Source organism: Azorhizobium oxalatiphilum, assembly GCF_014635325.1.
In the GTDB taxonomy this organism is placed as follows: domain Bacteria; phylum Pseudomonadota; class Alphaproteobacteria; order Rhizobiales; family Xanthobacteraceae; genus Azorhizobium; species Azorhizobium oxalatiphilum.
On sequence record NZ_BMCT01000007.1, the window covers coordinates 105,940 to 126,172 of the forward strand.

Below are 20,233 nucleotides of genomic sequence, written 5' to 3' on the forward strand. Positions count from 1 at the left end.
TCTATCCGATGAGGCGGCGGCGCAGCAGCAGCCAGAGGAAGAAGGGCGCGCCCACCAGCGCGGTCACGACGCCCAGCGGCAGTTCCGCAGGCGCCGCCAGCATGCGGGCGCAGATGTCGGCGGCCAGCAGCACGGCCGCGCCCAGGAGGGCGGAGGCCGGCAGCAGCACACGATGGCCGGGGCCGAGCCACATGCGCACCAGATGCGGCACGATGAGCCCGACGAAGCCCACCACGCCCGCCGCCGCAACGCAGGCGCCGACGCCCGCGGCAACCGCGATGATGCTCCAGCGCTTCAGCCGCTCCACCGGCACGCCCACATGGAAGGCTTCCGCCTCTCCCAGCGCCAGCGCGTCGAGCCCGCGCGCGAGGAAGGGGGCACCCACCAGCAGGGCGGTGACGAAGGGCGCCACCAGCGCCACCTTGGGCCAGGTGGCCCCGCCGAGGCTGCCCAGCGTCCAGAACACGAATTCCCGCGACTGCTGCTCGGTGGAGATGAAGACGAGGAGGCCGGTGCCCGCGCTGGCCAGCGCGCCGAGGGCAAGGCCGGCGAACAGGAGGGTGGCCACCGACATGCTGCCGCCGCGCATGGCGAGGCGGGCAATGAGCATGGTGGTGACGAGGCTGCCGGCGAAGGCGGCCAGCGGCAGGCCGAGAGGCTGGATCACGTCCGGCAGCACCGCGAACAGCGGCATGCCGAGCACGATGAAGGCCACCGCCGCCAGCGCGGCGCCGGGCGAGACGCCCACGAGGCCGGGGTCGGCCAGCGGATTGCGGAACACGCCCTGCATCACCGCGCCCGCCATGGCGGTGCCGGCCCCGGTGAGCAGGCCGAGCACGGCGCGGGGCAGGCGGATGTCCAGCACCACCATGCGCTCGCGCAGCGCACGGCCGGCCTCCTCCATGGGGGCATCGAATGCCTGGGCGAGAATGGCGAGCACGCGGCCGGGGCCGATGCTCACCGGGCCGATGGCCAGTGCGCCGATGAAGGCGACGGCGGCGAGCACGGCACAGGCGGCGAGTCCCACCGCCACCCTGGGCCGTCCGCTGGCGCGCCGCCCGGCCAGGGTGCCGGGCGCGGCGGTGGCGGTCATGGGGTCGCGGCCTTCGGGGCGGCGTTGGGCTCCTGTGACCAGGAATGGGCGGGCAGGGGCGCCAGCTTGGCGCTGGGGCGCACGGCGAGCGCCAGCTCGCGCGCCGCCTGCGGCGTGCGCGGGCCGAAGCCCAGCAGATAGGAGCCGGGCAGGGTGATGAGCTTGCGATCCTTCGCCGCAGGGGAGGCTTTGAAGGCGGGCAGGCCGAAGATCAGATCCGCCGGCAAGGGCTGGCCGCCGCCGCTCATGACCACGATGGCGTCGGGCTCGGCATTGAGCAGAACCTCATCGCCGGCCGGCTTGTAGCCCTTCAGGCCGGCCACCGCATTCTCGATACCGGCCAGATGAAACATGGCGTCGGCGCTGCTTTCGGCGCCGCCCACGATGGTGCTGCCGCTGCCGGCGGAGAGCACGAACACCGCCTTGGGGTGCTGGTGCAGGGCTTTGACTTCCTTGGCCAGCAGCGCGAAATCGGCTCGCACCTCGCGGGCCAGTTCCGCGCCTTTCTCCGGAATGCCGACCGCCTGCGCCACCACCTCGATCTTGCGGATCACCGCGTCGGCCGTATGGCCGTCGGGCACGATGACCACGGGCGCGGAGGAGTGCGAGAGCACGTCCATGGCCTCGCGCGGGCCGGAGCCTTCCATGGCGAGGATGAGGCTCGGGGCCTGCGACAACACGCCTTCCGGCGACAGGGTGCGCATGTAGCCGACGTTCGGCAGCGCGCGCACGGCGGCGGGATAGGTGCTGGTCTGGTCCACCGCCACCACCCGCTCGCCGACGCCGAGGGCGAACAGGATCTCGGTGACGGCGCTGCCGATGGACACGATGTGGGACGTGTCGCGCACCTCGATGGTGCGGCCGGTGGCGTCACGCACCTCGTGCGCGTGCGCGGGGAGCATGAGGCCGGGCGTGAATGACAGCGCGCAGGCCATGATGGCCAGCATGGCGCCCCGCGCGATCCGCTGCGACTGCGGCGCAGAGCCGGCGCAACTATCGGTTGGCAGTTCTTGGCCCATATTCGAATTATTCCAGTTAAGTTCAGGTGAGTTCTGGTGGCCTACTGTTAGAACCGTGAATCCATATTGTCACGAAAGCTAGTTTGGAACTAATCAACTTGACCTGTGGGGAGGTGCACGGTACCAGATGAGGCTATGGAAGCTTGAGCGTCGCATATGGCGTTCGGTGCCTTTCCGGTTTCGTAAGACGCGCGCTTCGATTCCCAGTGTCCATGAGTGGGGCATGGATGAGAAGGCTCTGCACGTTCATTTGAACGCCGTGCCTCGTGCCCGGCGTTTCATCCGATGCACGCCAAGCCCGATTTCCGGGTGGTAGCCAGCCTCGTCCCAGTAATGGAGGTCTTTAATGGCTCGCCCGCTCCCGGGTGCGTCCGCGCATTCGCTCGCCCTGACGCCTGCCGTCGCCCGTCCTGTGTCCGCCGCGTGGGCGCGCAGCAGTGTCGCCGGTCTGGCTCTGGCCGCCTGCGGCGTGCTGTGGTCCGGCGGGGCGCTGGCGCAGAGCGCCGCCTCCTCCGCCAGCTGGCCGGCCTCCTCGGCCCCGGCCATGACCTCCGGCGACAATGGCGAGATCGCGCTCGACGCCATCACGGTGGCAGCCACCTATACGCCCGTCTCCACCATCAACGCGCTGGCCGGTGTCAGCACCGTGCGCGCGGACGAGCTGGAGATGTGGATGCCCGATCGCACCGCGGACGTGTTCCGCGGCATGCCGGGCGTCGCGGCGATCCAGAACGGCAACTCGCAGCAGACCTCCATCAACATTCGCGGCCTGCAGGACTTCGGCCGCGTGGCGGTGATCGTGGACGGGGCGCGGCAGAACTTCACCCAGCTCGGCCACGCCAATTCGGCCGGCTCCTTCTTCCTTGAGCCCGGCCTGCTGGCGGCGGTGGACGTGGTGCGCGGCCCGGTGTCGAACATCTACGGTTCGGGCGCCATCGGCGGTGTCGTCACCATGCGCACCAAGGATGCCAACGACATCCTGAAGCCCGGCGAGACCTGGGCGGCGCAGGGCACGGGCGAGATGGGCTCCAACGGTCCCATGGGCTTCGGCTCGGCCTTCGGCGCGGCGCGCATCGGCCAGAATGTGGATGTGTTCTGGGGCGGCACCTACCGCGATCAGGCCAATTACAATGACGGCGACGGCAACGAGGTGCCCGGCACCAATGCCACCACCTGGACCGGCATCGCCAAGCTGACCGTGCGCCCGGCGGACTTCCATGAGCTGAAGTTCAGCGCGCTGAACTACGACTCGTCCTACACCACCTCCAGCGCCAGCGTGCTGACGACGCCCACCACCAGCCAGTACGGCACGGACGTCACCAACCGCTCGCTGACCGGCAGCTACAACTATTCGAACCCCGACGACAATCTGTTCGACTGGCGCAGCACCGTCTACTGGAACCAGGTCAAGCAGGATCAGACCAAGGTGGCCGGCACCAACAGCACGGTGACGGGCAACGTGGGTAATCCGCGCAGCTTCACCATCGACACCTGGGGCTTCGACGCCAACAACACTAGCCGCTTCGCGGTGGGCGGCGTGCGCAACGCCATCACCATCGGCGGCGATTACTTCCATGACGATGTGAACAACATCGACAATTACGGCTTCGGCGACGGCTACAATCCGTCGGGCACGCGCGGCGTCGGCGGTGCCTTCGCGCAGTGGCAGGCGAACTATTCCACCTGGCTCGAGGTCATCGGCGCGGTGCGCTACGACTCCTACAAGCTGGAAGGCGACGGCGTCTCCAACAGCGGCGATCGCGTGTCGCCCAAGATCACGGTCGGCCTCACGCCGGTGCCGTGGTTCACGGTCTACGGCACCTATGCGGAAGGCTATCGCGCCCCGGCCGTCACCGAGACGCTGGTCTCCGGCGCCCATCCCCCGGCTATCCCGCTGGTGCGCTGCCCCGATGGCAGCTTCGGCGTGTTCTGCTTCGTGCCCAATCCGGAGCTTCAGCCGGAAGTGGGCAAGAACAAGGAAATCGGCGTCAACCTGAAGTTCGACGACATCCTGTCGAAGGGCGACAAGTTCCGCGCCAAGGCGAACGTCTATCGCAACGACGTGTCCGACTTCATCGAGCTGGTGCAGTACGGCACGCCGGTGTTCGGCTCGCTGCCCTATGCGCAGTATCAGAACGTCTCGTCCGCGCGCCTCGAAGGCTTCGAATTCGAGAGCATGTACGACGCGCGGACCTGGTTCGTGGGCTTCAACGCCACCGTCAGCGACGGCAAGAACACCGAGACCGACCAGCCGCTGTCCAGCATCCTGCCGGACAATGTGGCAACCACCATCGGCCTGCGCTCGCCGGACCAGAAGCTGACGCTCTCGGCCCGCTGGCAGTGGGTGGCGGCGGTCACGGAATCGGACCTGCCCACCAATGCGGTCTATGAGCCCACCTCCAGCTTCAACCTGGTCAGCCTCTATCTCGGCTACCAGCCGAGCGAGAACGTGCTGACCTCGCTGAGCGTGGAGAACCTGCTGAACGAGCAGTACACGCAGTATCAGCAGTTCCTGCCGAGCGCCGGTCTCACCGTGCGCGGCGCGCTCACCATCCGCTTCGGCGGCGGCGAGCTGGCGGCGGCCAAGACCGCCCTCGTCACCAAGTAGGTTTCGATTCCAAAGTAGATCCTGCGACGAAATCCATCGCGGCCGGGCCATTGGCTTCCCGGCCGCGATCCCCACCTAGAGGGTCGGTTCCGCTATGCTGGAGCCGACCCATTCCATTTTCCGGCCGCGACGGTCCGGCAGATTTCGAGGGAAGGAACGCGTCATGTTCATCGCGATGAACCGTTTCAAGGTGAAGCTGGGGTCCGAGGCCGAGTTCGAGCGCGTGTGGCGCGAGCGCGACAGCCACCTGACCACCGTTCCGGGCTTCGTCACCTTCAACCTGCTGAAGGGCCCGCAGAAGGAGGAGTACACGCTCTACTCCTCGCACACCGAATGGGGTTCGCGGGCCGATTTCGAGGCCTGGACCAAGTCCGAGCAGTTCCGCGCCGCCCATGCCAGCGCCGGCACCAACAAGGTGAACTACATCGGCCCGCCGGAATTCGAGGGCTTCGAGTCCATCATCACCCTCACCAACACCGACAAGGCCGCCTGACCTCCAGGCCCTGTCGAAACGAAAAGCCCGCCCCGGTGCTGTCACCGGGGCGGGCTTTTTGTTGCGGTGGGATGCCATTCGGTTCAGTCCATCCAGCTGGAGCTGCCTCCTCCATTCGTCATGGCCGGACTTGATCCGGCCATCCACGTCCCTCCGCTGGGCAGATGGTGTCCAGATGTGCGAGCGGCGGCCTTGTGCTCAGGTTTCGGACCTTCCACCATCGGCCTGATGTGGATGCCCGGAAGTCGGCAGAAGCCGACTTCCGCACTGGAAAACCAAAGTCGGAAACATCCGACTTTGGGATCAAGTCCGGGCATGACGATCCTCTGCTGCAAGCCGCGCGAGCCCTTGTTTTTGATCGCCTCTCAGCCCTCAGGGCGCGAACGCCGCCTGCACCTTCTCCGGCTGGGTGACGCCGCCGGCGAGCAGCAGCTGCAGCAGCACGCGGGCTTTGGGCGGATTGTGATAGGCCGCCGCCACGAAGCCCAGCTCGTCGTCATTCAGCTCGATGTTGCGCAGCACCGGCCCGGTGCCCGTGCGGCTGGAGCGCACCACCACCACGCCGCCCTTCGCCGCCGCCTGAAGGGCCGCGATGGTGGCCTTGGAGGCGTTGCCGTCGCCCACCCCGGCCAGCACGATGCCCTTGGCTCCGGCGGCCACCGCCGCTTCCACCGGCTTCGCATCCACGCCCGCATAGGCATAGATGATCTCCACCTTCGGCAGCGGCCCGGTGGGGGCGGCCAGCGAGGTGCGCGGCGCGGGCGCGGCGAAGAAGGCCACGTGGTCCGGCGACACCGCGCCCACCGGCCCGAAGTTCGGCGAGAGGAAGGTCTGCACCGAGACGGTGTTGGTCTTGGTCACGTCCCGCGCGCCGTGGATGGTGTCGTTCAGCACCACCAGAGCCCCGCGCCCGCGTGCCTTCGGATCGGAGGCGACGATCACCCCTTCCAGCAGGTTGCGCGGGCCATCCGCGCTGACTGCCGTGGAGGGCCGCATGGAGCCCACCAGCACGATGGGCTTTTCCGTGCGGGTGGCGAGATCGAGGAAGAGGGCGGTCTCCTCCATGGTGTCGGTGCCATGGGTGATGACGATGCCGGCGACGTCGGCGTCCTTGTCCAGCGCCGCGATGCGCTCGGCCAGCTTCAGCCAGACGCCGTCATTCATGTCCTGGCTGCCGATGGAGGCGATCTGCTCGGCCGAGAGGCGGGCGCGCTTGCCGATGTCCGGCACTGAGGCGATGAGCTGATCGCCCGAGATGGCGCCCGACACATAGCCGCCGCCCGTGGTGCCCGAGCCGGCGATGGTGCCGCCGGTGGCCAGCACCACCACATGCGGCAGGCCCTGTGCCCCGGCGGGCGCGGTGGAGAGGCTGGCCGCCGCAAGTCCGGCCGCCGTGAGGGTTACTGCTTTCTTCACCATGTCACTCACGAAATTCTGCAGCATGAGAACGTGCCTCCCATAGGTACGTCACCGGGAGCCGGATCGCATCCGATTCAAGCTGGATGCGGCTCGCCGTCCCTCGGGAACGGGTCTGGCTGATTCGCAGAACGCAGGGCGGATACGCGGGATGGCGGTAGGTGGCACCGGCATGGCGCGATGGGCCACGCAACCGCACGGATGCAGGGTAACATGTGCGCAAGATCAAGGCGTCACCCTGCCCTTGCCACATACTCCTGTCATATGCTTACGAAGCGTGATCCTTTGCGGAACGCTTCGGGGCCGTTGGGCCGGGAGCGATGGGCACGCAGGTTTGGTAAGCCCGATGTGCGCGCGGCCTGTCATGAGGGCCTGCGGGCGCAGAGGGTGGGGCGGAGGTTGTGATGTCTTTGAGCAAGAGGGAGAACGCCGTCGCGTTCCCGTGCGCCATCATCGTTGGCGTCATCTTCGGCGGGCTGTGCGCCCTCGGGCTGGTCTGGGTGCTCGCCGGGCTGCGCTAGAGGGACAGCGCGGTCCGTCTCCGGACCGCGCCGCGCTGATCGTCAGACGTTGCGGAGCATGCCGCCGTCGACGCGGTACTTGCCGCCGGTCAGATAGCCCGCGCGCGCCGAGCACAGGAAGGTCACGAGGTCCGCGAACTCCTGCGGATCGCCATAGCGGCCCACCGGGATCTGCGCCTTCGAAGCGGCTTCCACTTCCTCGCGCGACTTGCCCTGCTTCTTGGCATTGGCGGTGTCGAGCTGGCCGATGCGCTCGGTCAGGATGCGGCCGGGCATCACCACGTTCACCGTCACGCCATCCGACGCCACTTCGCTGGCCAGTGTCTTGGACCAGCCGAGCACGGCGGCGCGGATGCCGTTGGAGAGGGCCAGGTTCGCGATCGGCTGCTCGATGCCGGAGGAGGCGATGGTGGCGATGCGGCCCCAGCCCTTCTCGCGCATCTTCGGCAGCAGGCGGCCGGCGAAGTGGAACAGGTTTGCGGCCATGGGCGCGAAATTGGCGATCCACTGGTCGCGGGTGGTCTCGGAGGCGACGCCGGGGGGCGGGCCGCCGGTGTTGCCCACCAGAATGTCCGCGCCGCCCTTGGCCAGCACGTGGTCGGCCAGAGCGTCGATGGAGGCGAGATCGGCGCCGTCGAGATGCACCGCTTCCACGCGGCCCTGCACGTCGGCCGGCAGCTGGCTGCGCCAGGCTTCGATGTCGGCCACCGTGCGCGCGGCGGCAATCACGTTCGCGCCTTCCAGCGCCAGCGTGCGCGCGCAGGCGGCGCCGAGGCCGCGGCTCGCGCCCATCACCACCGCCGTCTTTCCGTTCAGACCCAGATCCATGCAATCGCTCCTTTAAGGCCGGGAGACGGATGGGATCCGCCGCCCGGATGCGACGGCCGCCGCCGTTTCACCGGGGCGCCCGCTCATGCCGGTTGGGATTTGCTCGCGTTCGCATGGCGATGGCAAGGGGCAGGGGCGCGAAGGGGGCGAAAAGTGGTGTTCCACTGGTGGACCAGCACCCCGAAAACGCAAACGGCCCCGCGCTGGCGGGGCCGTTCCGATTTTCAGGGGGCGGCTGACGTCCTACGGCTTGCCGCCATAGACCACCACGCGGGAGCCGCGCCGGAACTGTTCGTAATCGTCATCCGGGCTGGGCAGCACGAACACGTCGGTGAAGCCGAAGTTGCGCAGCAGGAAGGTGAGCGCGTTCAGCGACGGCACGATGGCGATGTCCGTGGAGCCGCCCTCGCGGCGGGAAGCATAATCGGGCGTCAGGCCGAACACGCCGGCGATGGGGCGCATGTGCTTGTAGTGCCCGTCCTCCAGCTGGCCGGAGATGTCGTAGGGAAACACCTGCGTCTCGATGAGGATGTGCTTGCGCGCCATCTGGCTGGCGAGGCGGATGGTGTGGACGGGATCTTCCAGGTGGTAGATCAGGCCGTAGAGCAGCACGAAGTCCGCCGTCTGCGCCGGGTCGAAGGCCATGGTCTGCAGGTCGGCGTGCACATATTCGATGTTGGTGGCGCCCACCACCTCGGTGATGAGCTTCGCGGCGTCGCGGCTCTCGTCACGGATTTCGTAGCCGCGCACGGACTTGAAGTGCTTCGCCAGCTCCAGCGAGTAATAGCCCTCGTGCGAGGCAAGGTCGTAGGCGGTCTCGTTCGCCGCGTTGGGCACGCGGTCGCGGATGATCTGGATCAGCTTGTCCCGCCGCGAGGTATGGATCGGCAGGATGTCGGCCGGAATGTCGGTCCGGGTCTGCGTGCCGTCGGGCAGGTCGAACTCGTAGAACCACGCCCGGTCCTTCACCTGCTGCAGCTTCTGCTTATCCACGTCCGACATCTCGCGCCCCCGACCTCTCGGTGTCCGGGGGCGCTCTTAGCATCCTGCAACCGTTCCGGCCACTGCCGGTACATGCCCTCAGGCGCGGATGGCCGGCGTGCGGCCCGCCTGCTCCCACAGCCGGCGGGAGACGGCCTGCGCGCTGCGGATGACCTCGTCGCCGTCGAACAGGGTCGGCCGGCCGCCTTCCAGCAGCACGCGCCCGTCCACCACCACCGTGTCCACATTGCCGCCATTGGCGCTGTGGACCACGAGGCCGGGGCCGTCCAGCAGCGGGGCGAGGTTGGGGGCGTTGGTGTCGAGAAGCACGATGTCCGCCTTCGCGCCTTCCTTCAGCACGCCCACCTCGCCGGCAAGGCCGAGAGAGGCGGCACCATCGTGGGTGGCCCAGCGCAGCACGTCGTGGGAGGAGACGGTAAAGCCGCAGCCCCGGATGCGGGTGCCGGCGATGGCCATGCGCATGGCCTCGAACATGTCACCGGACTTGGTGTCGGTGGCGATGGTGATGCGCGCGCCCGCCTGCTCCAGCGCGCGGGTGTGGGCCACGGAGCCGTGCGCCGCATTGCCCACCGGCACATGGGCCACCACGCCCTTGCGCGCGCCGAACAGGGCCATGTCGGCCTCGCTCATGTGGATGCAGTGGCCGGCGATGAGGCGGGGGCCGAGCAGCCCCACCTCGTCCATCAGCTCCACCGGGCGCTTGCCGTCACGCGCGGCGACGATCTCCACCTCCATGGGCGACTGGTGGAGATGGGTGTGCAGGATGATGCCGTCCTTGTCCGCGATCTCCGCCACCTGCCGCAGCAGGCCCGGCGAGCAGGTGTCCGGCGCGTGCGGGCCGAGCACGGGGGTGATGAGGCCGGGGCGGCCGGCATAGGTGGTGACGACCTCCATGGCCTCGGCCAGCGTGCGTTCGCCGGCGGCGGGATTGGCCTTCCATTCGCGGCGGGCGAGGGCCGCCGTGTCCGCATCCATGATGCGGCCGCCGACGAAGCTGCGCAGGCCGATCTCTTCCGCCGCCCGCGCGAGGGCTTTCGGGTGGCGATAGAAATCCACCACCGTCGTTGAGCCGAAGCGCAGCATCTCATAGAGGCCGAGGCGGGCGAGCAGATAGGTCTCCTCCTCGCCGATCATGTCGCCCTGCGGCACGCCGGGCGTGTAGGCCGGGGCGAAGCCCACGTCCTCGATCATGCCGCGCACCACCATGATGGGGGTGTGGTTGTGGGTGTTCACCAGCCCCGGCATCGCCAGATGGTGCGATGAGCCCACCGTGCGCGCGGGTGCATGGGCGGCCTCGACTTCCGCCGCCGGGCCGATGCGGACGATGCGCCCGTCCGTCACCGCGATGGCGATGTCGGAGAGCACGGTGCCTTCCACATCCAGCACGAGGGCGGCGCGGGCACGCACCAGAAGGTCGCAGGGGATGGGGGCAGTCATTCGGCGGTCTCCGACAGGTTCCCGAGCACGGCGATGCCGGTGACGCGGGTATGTTCGGCCAGGGCGGCGGCGAAGCCCTCGGCATCGCGGGCGCGCAGGCGGGTCATGAAGGCTTCATGCTCGGCCAGCGAGGCGTCCCAGCGGGCATGGTCGTAATTGGCCTGCGCGCGGGCGCGGTAGATCTTGGCGTTCACCGCCGTCCAGGAGGCCAGCAGCACCGGATTGCGCGCGAGGCGGGTGATCTCGGCATGGATCTCCTGATTCTGCCGGAAATAATCATTCCGCTGCTCAGCATGATGGAAGCGCACCAGATCCGCATGCATGGCCTCCAGCTTCGCCAGTTCGTCGGCGGTGGCATGGCGGCAGGCGAGGCGGCCGGCGAGGCCGTCCAGCGCCTCCATCAGCTCGAACACGTGGCCGATCTCCTGCCGGTCCACCGGCGTCACCACGGGGGTGCGGTGGGGGCGCAGTGCGATCAGCCCCTCGGTGGCCAGCACCTTGAAGGCCTCGCGCAAGGGGGTGCGGGAGACGCCGAAGGTCTCGCACAGCATGCGCTCGGGCAGCGGGCTGCCCGGGCGCAGCTCGCCGTCCAGCACCATCTCGCGCAGGCGGGCGAGCAACTGGCCGTGCAGTGAGGCAGTTTGCAGCGGGCGGCTCGCCTCCTGCGTGGAGAGCTTGAGCCGGGCCGGCTTGAAACGCATGCGGGCCTTGGTCCGGACGGGCTTGGCGGCAGGCTCTTCAAATGTGCCCGAAAGCTCGGCGATCCCGGACTCTGACTGTTTTTTGGTCATGTTGCTCACAAAAGCAGCTTTCCAAGAAAAATTTGTCTGAATATATCATTGAAAAAACAGGTGAAAACAAAAATCGCATACCGAATGCAACTTCCGCTGACCCGCGCTGTGCGGCCGGCGAAGCGGTCCATCCAGGGGATCTCCATGAAGCGTTTGCTGTCCCGTCTCGCCGTTGCCCTGGCCGTTGTGGCCGGCACGGCCTCCTTCGCGCAGACCGGCGCGCAGGCCCAGGAGCCGACCATCAAGCTCGGCTACGCCAAGTGCGCCCACTGCACCCCGCTCGCGCTGGTGCCGGAATATGCCAAGGGCGCGAAGGTGGAAGCCATCGGCTTCAACACCGGCAATGACGTGCTCACCGCGCTGCTCTCCAAGAGCATCGACGTGGCGCAGGTCACGTATCTCCATTACGCCACGGCGCTCGACAAGGGCTTCGACGTGGTGGCCATCTCCGGCCAGGTGGAAGGCGGCTCGCAGATCGTCGTGCAGAACGACCTGCCGCTGAAGGAGAATGACTGGGACGGCCTCAAGGCCCTGATCGCCAAGTACAAGGCCGACGGCAAGCCCTTCCGCGTCGCCGCCTCCCGCGGTAATGCGCAGGACATCCACATGCGCGGCGCCCTCGCCAAGCATGGCATCGACGTCAACAAGGACGTCCAGTTCATCAATATCCCGAACCCGTCCGATCACATCCAGGCGCTGCGTCGTGGCGAGGTGGAGCTGATCTGCACCGTGGAGCCCTTCGCCACCCAGATCGTGCAGGCCAATGCCGCCAAGCTGTTCGCCTATCCCTATGATCAGGCCGCCGGCAACCTCACCAACCTGATGCTGACCCGCTCCGACGTGGTGGCCGCCAACCCCAAGGGCCTGGAAGCGACCGTCAAGGCGATCGTCGACATCAACGGCAAGATCTCCTCCGACAAGGAGATGTGGGTGGGCGTGATCACCAAGGTGACGGGCCTCGACAAGGCCATCGCCGAGGGCGCGATCAAGAACCTGTACCCGGACTACTTCATGCGCCGGAAGGAAGCCATCGCCATCGCCTCGATGATGAAGGACCTGAAGTACATCAACAACGACGTCTCCGCCCAGGTGGAGAAGAACATGAACTACCAGTTCCTTGAGGCTGCCACCGGCAAGCCCAAGACCGAACTGGGCTACTGAGAGCACGAGAGGGAGCCATGGCATCGCTGATGCGGTACGGCAGGCCGGAGCGGTTTATTGTTCCGGTCCTTATTCTGGCCGGGTGGGAGATGTTCTCCCGCTCCGGCGCCCTGCCGCCGGCGCTGCTGCCGGCTCCCTCGGCCGTGGCCTGGGCCTGGGCCGACTGGATTTTCAACATCGACGGCAACACCCAGTCCTATGCCGGGCACTGGATCTTCGACGTGATGGCGAGCACCTGGCGCGTGGCGGCAGGCTTCGCCATCGCCACCATCCTGGGTGTCGCGCTCGGCATCGCCATCGGCTGGTCGCGGCTCATTGAAGTCACCATCGAGCCGACCCTGCAGATGCTGCGCCCGATCCCGCCGGTGTCGTGGATTCCGCTGGCCATCATCTGGTTCGGCATCGCCGACAAGCCGGCCATCTTCCTGGTCTTCCTCGGCGCCTTCTTCCCGATCCTGATCAACACCATCCACGGCGTGAAGACGGTGGATCGCAACCTGATCCGCGCCGGCGCCATGGTGGGCGGCGGCCAGCATCAGCTGCTGCGCTTCATCGTGCTGCCCGCCGCCATGCCCTCCATCTTCGCCGGCCTGCGCATCTCCATCGGCTCGGCCTGGATGCTCACCGTGACCGCCGAAATGGTGGCGGTGAAGAGCGGCGTCGGCTACGTGCTGTGGGACAGCTACTACTTCCTGCGCTACGACATCGTGATCGCCGCCATGGCCTCCATCGGCCTGCTGGGCTATCTGAGCGACCTGCTCATCCGCATGATTTCCGCCCGCGTCCTGCGCTGGCAGCAGGGCACGACCCTCAGCGGTTCGGAGGGCTGAGCCATGGCGACCATCGAGATTTCCGGCGTCTCCAAGATCTTCAAGGACGCCAAGCGCAAGAGCGACGTCACGGCTTTGTCCAATGTGGACGTCACCGTGAAGAAGAACGAGTTCCTGTGCCTGCTCGGCCCCTCCGGCTGCGGCAAGTCCACGTTGCTCAACATGATCGCCGGCTTCGACAAGCCGACGGCCGGCACCGTGAAGGTAGACGGGCAGGTGGTCGAGGCGCCCGGTTCCGATCGCGGCGTGGTCTTCCAGCAGGCCAACCTCATGCCGTGGCTGCCGGTGTGGGAGAACGTGGCCTTCCACCTGAAGATGCGCGGCGCCATGAAGGCCGAGCGCCGGGAGAAGGCGCAGCTCTATATCAACATGGTGGGCCTCACCGGCTTCGAGAACCATTTCCCCTCGGAGCTGTCCGGCGGCATGAACCAGCGCGTCGGCATCGCCCGAGCGCTGCTCATGAACCCCGGCGTCATCCTCATGGACGAGCCGTTCGGCGCGCTCGATGAGCAGACGCGCATGGACATGCAGAACGAGCTGGTGCGCATCTGGGAAGAGCACAAGGGCACCATCGTCTTCGTGACCCACGGCATCGACGAGGCGCTGACGCTGGGCACCCACGTGGCGGTCATGTCGGCCCGCCCCGGCCGCATCGCCGAGCTGATCCATCTGGATCTGCCGCGCCCGCGCGACATCACCTCCCCGCGCTTCAACGATGTGAAGCGCCACATCCTCGACCTGCTGCGCCCCAGCGGCGCCGCCCACGGCTGATCGCGCCCGCCGTCTTCAGGACGGCGGACGCTCATCTCGCTTCCCGTTTCATCGCCCTCCCAAGGGGCGCAGCGCTGCTGCGCGCCCTTGCGAGACGGCGCAGGACATCAGGCTCATCATGACCAAGCGCGTTCTTCTCGGCATGCTCACCCCGTCCTCCAACACCGTGCTGGAGCCGGTGACGCAGGCCATGGTCGCCGGCCTGCCCGAGGTCTCCGCCCATTTCGGCCGCTTCAAGGTGACGGAGATCGCCCTCTCCGACACCGCCCTCAAGCAGTTCGACGACACCGAAATCCTGCGCGCGGCGGAACTCCTCGCCCACGCCAAGGTGGACGTCATCTCCTGGAACGGCACCTCCTCCGGCTGGCTGGGCTTTGAGTCCGACGAGCGCCTGTGCGAGCGCATCACCGCCGCCACCGGCATCAAGGCCAACACCTCCATGCTGGCGCTGAACGAGGTTCTGGCCGCCAAGAAGGTGAAGAGCCTCGGCCACGTCTCGCCCTATCTCGACGACGTGCAGGCCCGCGTGGTGGCCAATTACGAGAAGCTGGGCCATGCCTGCTGCGGCGACCGGCACCTCGGCCTGCAGGACAATTTCTCCTTCTCCGAAGTGACGTCTGAGCAGCTGATCAGCATGACCCGTGAAGTTGCGACCTCGAAGCCGGAAGCCATCGCGGTCATCTGCACCAATCTGCGCGCGGCGCCGCTGGTGGAAAAGCTGGAGGCCGAGACCGGCATTCCGATCTATGACACCATTGCCACCTCGGTGTGGAAGAGCCTGAAGATGGCCGGCGTGGACACCACCCGCGTCACCGGCTGGGGCTCGCTGTTCCGCGAGCTGTGAGCGACAAGGGGGCAGGCTGAGATGACCGTCCTTCTCACCGGCGCATCCGGCTTCATGGGGCTCGCCATCAGCGAGGCCCTGCTGGCGCGGGGCGAGCATGTGGTGGGCTTCGATCTCGCCTGTCCGCCGGATGCCGCGCGGCGTGCCTTCGCGGGCCTGCCGGGCCGCTTCGAGACCATCGCCGGCGACATGCGCGATGCGGATGCGGTCCATCGGGCGGTGGCGGAGAGCGGGGCGGGGCGCATCATCCACCTCGCCGCCGTCACGGCGGATGCCAATCGCGAGCGGCGCGACCCGGGCTCGGTGTTCGCGGTCAATCTGTGCGGCACGCTCAATATCATCGCGGCTGCGCGCGCGGCTGGCGTGGGCCGTATCGTCCACATGAGCTCCGGCTCGGTCTATGGCGCCTCGGGCCGTCTGCGTACGCTGCTGCGCGAGGACGACACGCTGCTCCGGCCGGAGGGGCTTTACGGCATCTCCAAGCAGGCGTCGGAGGCATCCGCCCTGCGGCTCGCGGCGCTGCATGATCTCGATCTGGTGGTGGGGCGGCTGGGCACCTGCTTCGGGCCGTGGGAATATGCGACCGCCGCCCGCGATACGCCAAGTGCGCCCTTGCAGGTGCTGCTCGGCGCCATGCGCGGCGAGGAGGTGGCGCTGGCCCGCCCCCACTGGCGCGATTTCCTCTATTCCCGCGACGGCGCGGCGGCGACCCTGGCGCTGCTCGATGCGCAATTCCTGCGGCACAAGGTCTATAACCTCGCCGCCGGCTTCGTCTGGTCGCTGGAGGGCTTCTGTGCCGCGCTGGCCGAGCGCCGCAAGGGGTTCGCCTTCCGCATGGCGGCGCCGGGCAACATCGCCTTCTATGCCGATTACGACCGTGCCGCCATGGACGCGGCCCGCCTCAAGGCCGACACCGGCTTCGCCCCCCGCTTCGATCTCGATGCGGCGCTGGACGATTATTTGCCGTGGTTCGAGACCAATGCCGATCTCTTCCTCTCAGCGAAGGCCTGACTGATGCTCTCTCCCGACGCGCGGCGCCTCGACAAGCGCGTGGCCATTGTCACCGGCGGCGCCTCCGGCATCGGCCGGGCCATCTGCCGCCTGTTCGCCGCCCATGGCGCTCTTGTGGTGGTGGCCGATGTCACTGAGCAGGCGATCGAGGGCGGCGAGTCCACGGTGCCGCTCATCACCGCCGAGGGCGGCACGGCCATCTTCCAGCACTGCGATATCTCGGACAGTGCGCAGGTGGATGCCCTGATCGCCCGCACGGTGGCCGAGTTCGGCGCGCTGGACGTGATCGTCAACAATGCCTGCATCCGCCATCCCCGCCCGCTCATGGAGCTGGCGGAGGCGGACTGGAAGCGGGTGCTGGATGTGAATCTGACCGGCGTGTTCCTGTGCTGTCAGGCGGCGGTTCGCCAAATGCTCACGCAGGAACCGCGCGACGAGGTGCGCGGGCGCATCGTGAACCTGTCGTCCCAGCACGGCATGATCGCGGCGCCGGGCGATCTCGCCTATGGCACCACCAAGGCGGCCATCGCCTACATGACCCGCCAGATTGCCTCCGATTATGCGAAGGACGGCATCGTCTGCAATGCGGTCGCGCCGGGCAAGATCGTCACCGGGCAGGGCGGTCGCCTGCTGGACGAGGACGTGCTGGACCGCGCCCGCCGCCGCACGCCGTGGCCGCGGTTCGGCAAGCCGGACGACGTGGCGCGGGGCGCGCTGTATCTCGCCAGCGACGACGCCAGCTTCGTCACCGGCGTCAATCTGATGGTGGATGGCGGCTGGATGGCCGCCTGAACGTTCAGGGTTGATCCGCCGCTCAGCGCGAGGGCGGGTCCACCTTCACGCCATTGGGGCCGACCTGGATCTGCAGGGAGTTCTTCTTCTCCTCCTGCGCCTGATAGGTCTGATAGGCAAAGAAGCCGCCGCCCACCACGAGAACGGCGATGATGGCGTAGAGCGCATTGCGGCTCATGGAACTTACCTCCGTTGATCCTGCACCATCAACGCAAGCTCGGCCTTGAGGTTCCCGCGCGGGCGGCGCTGTTTTTACCGTGCCCGGCGCAAGGTTAACGGCCCCGGTTGCCCCCGTGCGTCCGCCTGCGGCATAAGGCGGGGGAAACGGAGGCGGGAAGCGTGACGCGTGTTTATCTGGCCGGACCAGAGGTGTTTCGTCCCGATGCGGTGGCCGAGGGTGAACGCCTGCGCGCCTTGTGCGAAGCGCGCGGCCTTGCCGCCATCTATCCGCTGGACGGCGGCCTGCCTGCCGACACCGCCCACGACATCCGTGGCCGCTGCATCGACGGCATCACCAAAGCGGACGTGGTGGTGGCAAACATCTCGCCCTTCCGGGGCGCCCATATGGATCCCGGCACGGCGTTCGAGATCGGCTATGCGGAGGCCAAGGGCGTGCCGGTCTTCCTGTGGTCGGCCGATCCCCGCCCCATGAGCGTGCGCATCCCCGGCACGCCGGGCGAGGGCGGCCTCAGGGATGCGCAGGGCCATCTGATCGAGGATTTCGGCGAAGCCGAGAACCTGATGATCTCGCCCCCCGGCCAGAAGGTATGGCCCTCGCCGGAGGAGGCCATCGCCGCCGCCGCGCGCCACGTGGATCTCTCCGAAAACCGCAGCATGGGGCTGGTGTCGAAAATCCTCATCGCCTGGGCCATCGCCATGCTGGCGGGCTGGCTGTTCTGGTGAGCCGGCGGATGGGCATTCGGGGATCAACTGCGCTGAAACCCTAGATCGTCATGCCCGGGCTTGACCCCAAAGTCGGATATTTCCGACTTTGGCTTCCAATATCCGGAAGTCGGAATCATCCGACTTCCGGGCATCCACGTCGGGCCGACCGTGGCCGCTACCAAGGCAGAGATTTGCCCTCGCCGTTCGCGAGAACGTCTGCCGCCTGCCAGGCCGCACCACGTGGATCCCCGGGTCAAGCCCGGGGATGACGAATTGCTGTGCGCCCGCTCAGGTGGCGCTGATCAGGATTTCGATCAGGTTCGGCTTGCCGCTGGCGATCCCCGCCTCGATGGCGGCGGCCACGTCCGCGCCGCGCTCGATGCGCCGCGCCGGCACGCCCATGGACTGGGCGAGCGCCACATAGTCGATGGCCGGCTGGTCGAGGTCCATGGCGAGGAAGCGGTTGGTGCGGGCCGAGACGTAGTCCGCCTGCGACTTCATGAAATTCTTCAGCACGTTGTATTCGCGGTTGTTCATCACCACGAAGGTCACGGGCAGGTCCTCATGGGCGGCGGTCCACAGCGCCTGCGGGGAATACATGGCCGCGCCGTCGCCCACGAGGCAGACCACCGGCGCGCGATCGAGGCCCAGCGAGCAGCCCACCGCCGCCGGCATGCCCCAGCCGAGCCCGCCGCCGCGCAGGAACGAATACTGCGTCGGTGAGTCGGAGTTCAGGAACTTGCGCACATGGCTGGAGGTGGCGATGGCCTCGTCCACGATGGCGGTCTTCGGCCCGATGGCGCGCACCGCCTCGCGGGCGGCCACCAGCGGGCTCATGCGCGGCGCGTCCATCTCGGCGTTGGCCTGAAGGTCGAGGGCGTGGCGCTGGTCGTGGCGGGCCTGCCGGGCGGCGTCCACCAGCGCCTTGCGCGCCTCGGCCGTCGAAGCGGTGGCCTCCCGCAGATGGGGCATGAGGGCGCGCAGCGAGAGGCGGATGTCGCCCACCACGGAGAGTTTGGTGAAATAGGTGCGGCCGAGGTCGCGCACGTCGGCGGAAAGCTGGAACACGTCGCAGCCCTCCGGCACTGCCGGCCCCTCGGTGTAGAGGATGGTGATCAGCGACTTGCCGCCGAGCGCGAAGATGGCGTCGTAATTGGAGAGGATGCCGGCGATGGCCTTGGCCTGCGTCGGCATGTTGCCCGCCCACAAGGGATGGGAGGTGGCAAAGGGGATGCGCGAGGGCCAGGACGAGCCATAGACGGTGGCGCCGAGAATTTCCGCCACCTCGGCCGCTTCCGCCGCCGCTTCGCTGGCATGGATCTCGTCACCGGCGATGACCGCGATCCGGCCCGGCGCGATGCCGGCCAGATGCGCCGCCAGCTCCGGCAGCGAGCCGGCCACCGCCTTGCGGTCGATCTGCGAGGGCGGGGCGATCTGGACGTTGGTGAACTCCTCCATCACGTCCATGGGCAGCGACAGGAACACCGGGCCGGCGGGGGCGGCATCGGCGTCATGAAAGGCGCGGCGCACGAGGATGGGCAACTGGTCGGCGGTGGTGACTTCCCGCGCCCATTTCACCGCCGGCTGGGCGATGCTGACGAGATCGCCGAACAGCAGCGGATCGGTGACGGTGTGGCGGGAATCCTGCTGGCCGGCAGTGACCACCAGCGGCGTCTGCGAGACGCTGGCATTGAGCAGATTGCCCATGCCGTGGCCGAGCCCGCCGGCGGTGTGCAGGTTGAGGAAGGCGGGGCGGCGGGCGGCCTGCGCATAGCCATCCGCCATGGCCACCACGGAGGCTTCCTGAAGCGCCAGAATGTATTTGAGGGACGGCGCATCGAGCAGCGCATCCATGAGCGGCAGCTCGGTGGTGCCGGGATTGCCGAAGATATACGCCACCTTCTCGCTGGCGAGGATCTCCAGCAGCACATCCGCGCCGCGCCGCGCGCTCATGTCGTCGGTCTTGCAGAACATTCGGGTGGTCATGGGGAGGTCCTGGGTCGGTCCTGAGGACAAAAGGGGGGCGGGCGGACTGCGTCCCGCAATTATTCCCGAGGACGGCGCTGATGTCTTTCCGACGATTCTGCTAAATAGCGCCATGTGCAGAAGGAGATCGGCATAAATGGCAAAACGGCAGAATGATCATGCTGCCTCTGCGTCCCCTGACGGCAGGGTGGTGCTCGACGCCATGGACCGCAGGATCCTCTCTGCGCTGCGTGAGGACGGGCGGCTCACCATGAACGAGCTGGCGGCGAAGGTGTCGCTCTCCGCTTCGCCGTGCTGGACGCGCGTGAAGCGGCTGGAGGCATCGGGGACCATCGAGGGCTATGTGGCGGTGCTCAACCACAAGGCCATCGGCCTCGGCAATACGGTGTTCGTGGAGGTCACGCTCAACAAGCATGACGACAAGGCGCTGGCGCAGTTCGGCGAGGCGCTCCTGCGCATCCCGGAGGTTGTGGAGGCGCATCTCGTCACCGGCGACTATGACTATCTGATCAAGCTGGCGGTGGCTGGCACCGAGCATTACGAGCGTTTCCTGCGCGAGACGCTCTACAAGATGCCGGGCATCCAGCACTCGCGCACCACCTTCGCGCTGCGCTCCCTGAAGCGCTCCATCTCCGTGGACCCGCTGCTGGCGGGGTCTGTCTGAGGGATGCTCCGCCCGACAAGTCGAGCGAACCGCGCCTCTTAAGTGGTTCGTCATGGCCGGACTTGATCCGGCCATCCACGT

19 protein-coding genes are annotated in these 20,233 nt (G+C 67.6%); 10 read left to right on the forward strand and 9 right to left on the reverse strand.

Features of this window, described 5'->3' with window-relative positions:
* Window position 1: 1 nt before the first annotated feature.
* Both IEW24_RS20865 and IEW24_RS20870 read right to left on the reverse strand, forming a co-directional pair.
* Window positions 2-1,093 (reverse strand): FecCD family ABC transporter permease, encoded by a 1,092-nt coding sequence (locus IEW24_RS20865; protein ID WP_188582293.1) that lies wholly within the window; start codon window positions 1,091-1,093, stop codon window positions 2-4.
* On the reverse strand, window positions 1,090-2,112 hold the full coding sequence (locus tag IEW24_RS20870) for a heme/hemin ABC transporter substrate-binding protein (RefSeq protein ID WP_188582295.1): 1,023 nt from the start codon (window positions 2,110-2,112) through the stop codon (window positions 1,090-1,092). Before IEW24_RS20870 ends, IEW24_RS20865 begins: the two co-directional genes overlap by 4 nt.
* 346 nt (window positions 2,113-2,458) lie before the next feature.
* Between IEW24_RS20870 and IEW24_RS20875 the strand changes: the two genes are divergently transcribed.
* Entirely contained in the window at window positions 2,459-4,720 is a 2,262-nt protein-coding gene (locus tag IEW24_RS20875) for a TonB-dependent hemoglobin/transferrin/lactoferrin family receptor (protein WP_188582297.1), read from the forward strand.
* Window positions 4,721-4,883: 163 nt separating this feature from the next.
* The gene (gene hmuQ, locus IEW24_RS20880; protein WP_188582299.1) at window positions 4,884-5,213 is read left to right on the forward strand and encodes a heme-degrading protein HmuQ; all 330 of its coding nucleotides are present in this window, start codon (window positions 4,884-4,886) and stop codon (window positions 5,211-5,213) included.
* Between the two features lie 372 nt (window positions 5,214-5,585).
* Here the strand turns inward: hmuQ and IEW24_RS20885 are convergent, their stop codons facing one another.
* The 5 genes from IEW24_RS20885 to IEW24_RS20905 form a co-directional block, all read right to left on the reverse strand.
* Window positions 5,586-6,656, reverse strand: a complete 1,071-nt coding sequence (locus tag IEW24_RS20885) for an asparaginase (protein WP_188582301.1) — start codon at window positions 6,654-6,656, stop codon at window positions 5,586-5,588.
* A gap of 536 nt (window positions 6,657-7,192) precedes the next feature.
* Window positions 7,193-7,978, reverse strand: coding sequence for an SDR family oxidoreductase (locus tag IEW24_RS20890; RefSeq protein WP_188582303.1), 786 nt, complete (start codon window positions 7,976-7,978; stop codon window positions 7,193-7,195).
* A 243-nt stretch (window positions 7,979-8,221) separates the two neighbouring features.
* Entirely contained in the window at window positions 8,222-8,980 is a 759-nt protein-coding gene (locus IEW24_RS20895) for a class I SAM-dependent methyltransferase (protein ID WP_188582304.1), read from the reverse strand.
* 78 nt (window positions 8,981-9,058) lie between these two features.
* Entirely contained in the window at window positions 9,059-10,417 is a 1,359-nt protein-coding gene (locus tag IEW24_RS20900) for an amidohydrolase family protein (protein ID WP_188582306.1), read from the reverse strand.
* Window positions 10,414-11,118, reverse strand: coding sequence for a GntR family transcriptional regulator (locus IEW24_RS20905; protein WP_188582307.1), 705 nt, complete (start codon window positions 11,116-11,118; stop codon window positions 10,414-10,416). Before IEW24_RS20905 ends, IEW24_RS20900 begins: the two co-directional genes overlap by 4 nt.
* Before the next feature lie 234 nt (window positions 11,119-11,352).
* On the opposite strand from IEW24_RS20905, the gene IEW24_RS20910 reads away from it, so the two are divergent.
* From IEW24_RS20910 to IEW24_RS20935, 6 genes are all read left to right on the forward strand, one after another.
* Entirely contained in the window at window positions 11,353-12,369 is a 1,017-nt protein-coding gene (locus IEW24_RS20910; protein ID WP_188582309.1) for an ABC transporter substrate-binding protein, read from the forward strand.
* Between the two features lie 17 nt (window positions 12,370-12,386).
* Entirely contained in the window at window positions 12,387-13,199 is an 813-nt protein-coding gene (locus IEW24_RS20915; RefSeq protein ID WP_188582311.1) for an ABC transporter permease, read from the forward strand.
* Between the two features lie 3 nt (window positions 13,200-13,202).
* Window positions 13,203-13,970 (forward strand): ABC transporter ATP-binding protein, encoded by a 768-nt coding sequence (locus IEW24_RS20920; protein ID WP_188582313.1) that lies wholly within the window; start codon window positions 13,203-13,205, stop codon window positions 13,968-13,970.
* A 118-nt stretch (window positions 13,971-14,088) separates the two neighbouring features.
* Window positions 14,089-14,814: a maleate cis-trans isomerase family protein gene (locus tag IEW24_RS20925; RefSeq protein ID WP_188582315.1), complete on the forward strand. Its 726-nt coding sequence runs from the start codon at window positions 14,089-14,091 to the stop codon at window positions 14,812-14,814.
* A gap of 21 nt (window positions 14,815-14,835) precedes the next feature.
* Window positions 14,836-15,825 carry an NAD-dependent epimerase/dehydratase family protein gene (locus IEW24_RS20930; protein ID WP_188582317.1) on the forward strand — a complete coding sequence of 330 codons (990 nt, stop codon included), beginning with the start codon at window positions 14,836-14,838 and terminating at the stop codon, window positions 15,823-15,825.
* 3 nt (window positions 15,826-15,828) lie between these two features.
* Window positions 15,829-16,617, forward strand: a complete 789-nt coding sequence (locus tag IEW24_RS20935; RefSeq protein WP_188582319.1) for an SDR family NAD(P)-dependent oxidoreductase — start codon at window positions 15,829-15,831, stop codon at window positions 16,615-16,617.
* Between the two features lie 22 nt (window positions 16,618-16,639).
* On the opposite strand, the gene IEW24_RS20940 is transcribed toward IEW24_RS20935, so the two are convergent.
* Window positions 16,640-16,795: a hypothetical protein gene (locus IEW24_RS20940; protein WP_188582321.1), complete on the reverse strand. Its 156-nt coding sequence runs from the start codon at window positions 16,793-16,795 to the stop codon at window positions 16,640-16,642.
* 161 nt (window positions 16,796-16,956) lie between these two features.
* Here IEW24_RS20940 and IEW24_RS20945 point away from each other — a divergent pair, with 161 nt between their 5' ends.
* Entirely contained in the window at window positions 16,957-17,520 is a 564-nt protein-coding gene (locus tag IEW24_RS20945) for a nucleoside 2-deoxyribosyltransferase (protein WP_188582323.1), read from the forward strand.
* Window positions 17,521-17,790: 270 nt separating this feature from the next.
* Here IEW24_RS20945 and IEW24_RS20950 read toward each other — a convergent pair whose 3' ends face one another.
* Window positions 17,791-19,488 carry a thiamine pyrophosphate-binding protein gene (locus tag IEW24_RS20950; protein ID WP_244644581.1) on the reverse strand — a complete coding sequence of 566 codons (1,698 nt, stop codon included), beginning with the start codon at window positions 19,486-19,488 and terminating at the stop codon, window positions 17,791-17,793.
* A 136-nt stretch (window positions 19,489-19,624) separates the two neighbouring features.
* Here IEW24_RS20950 and IEW24_RS20955 point away from each other — a divergent pair, with 136 nt between their 5' ends.
* Entirely contained in the window at window positions 19,625-20,152 is a 528-nt protein-coding gene (locus tag IEW24_RS20955) for an Lrp/AsnC family transcriptional regulator (RefSeq protein ID WP_188582325.1), read from the forward strand.
* Window positions 20,153-20,233: the final 81 nt, after the last annotated feature.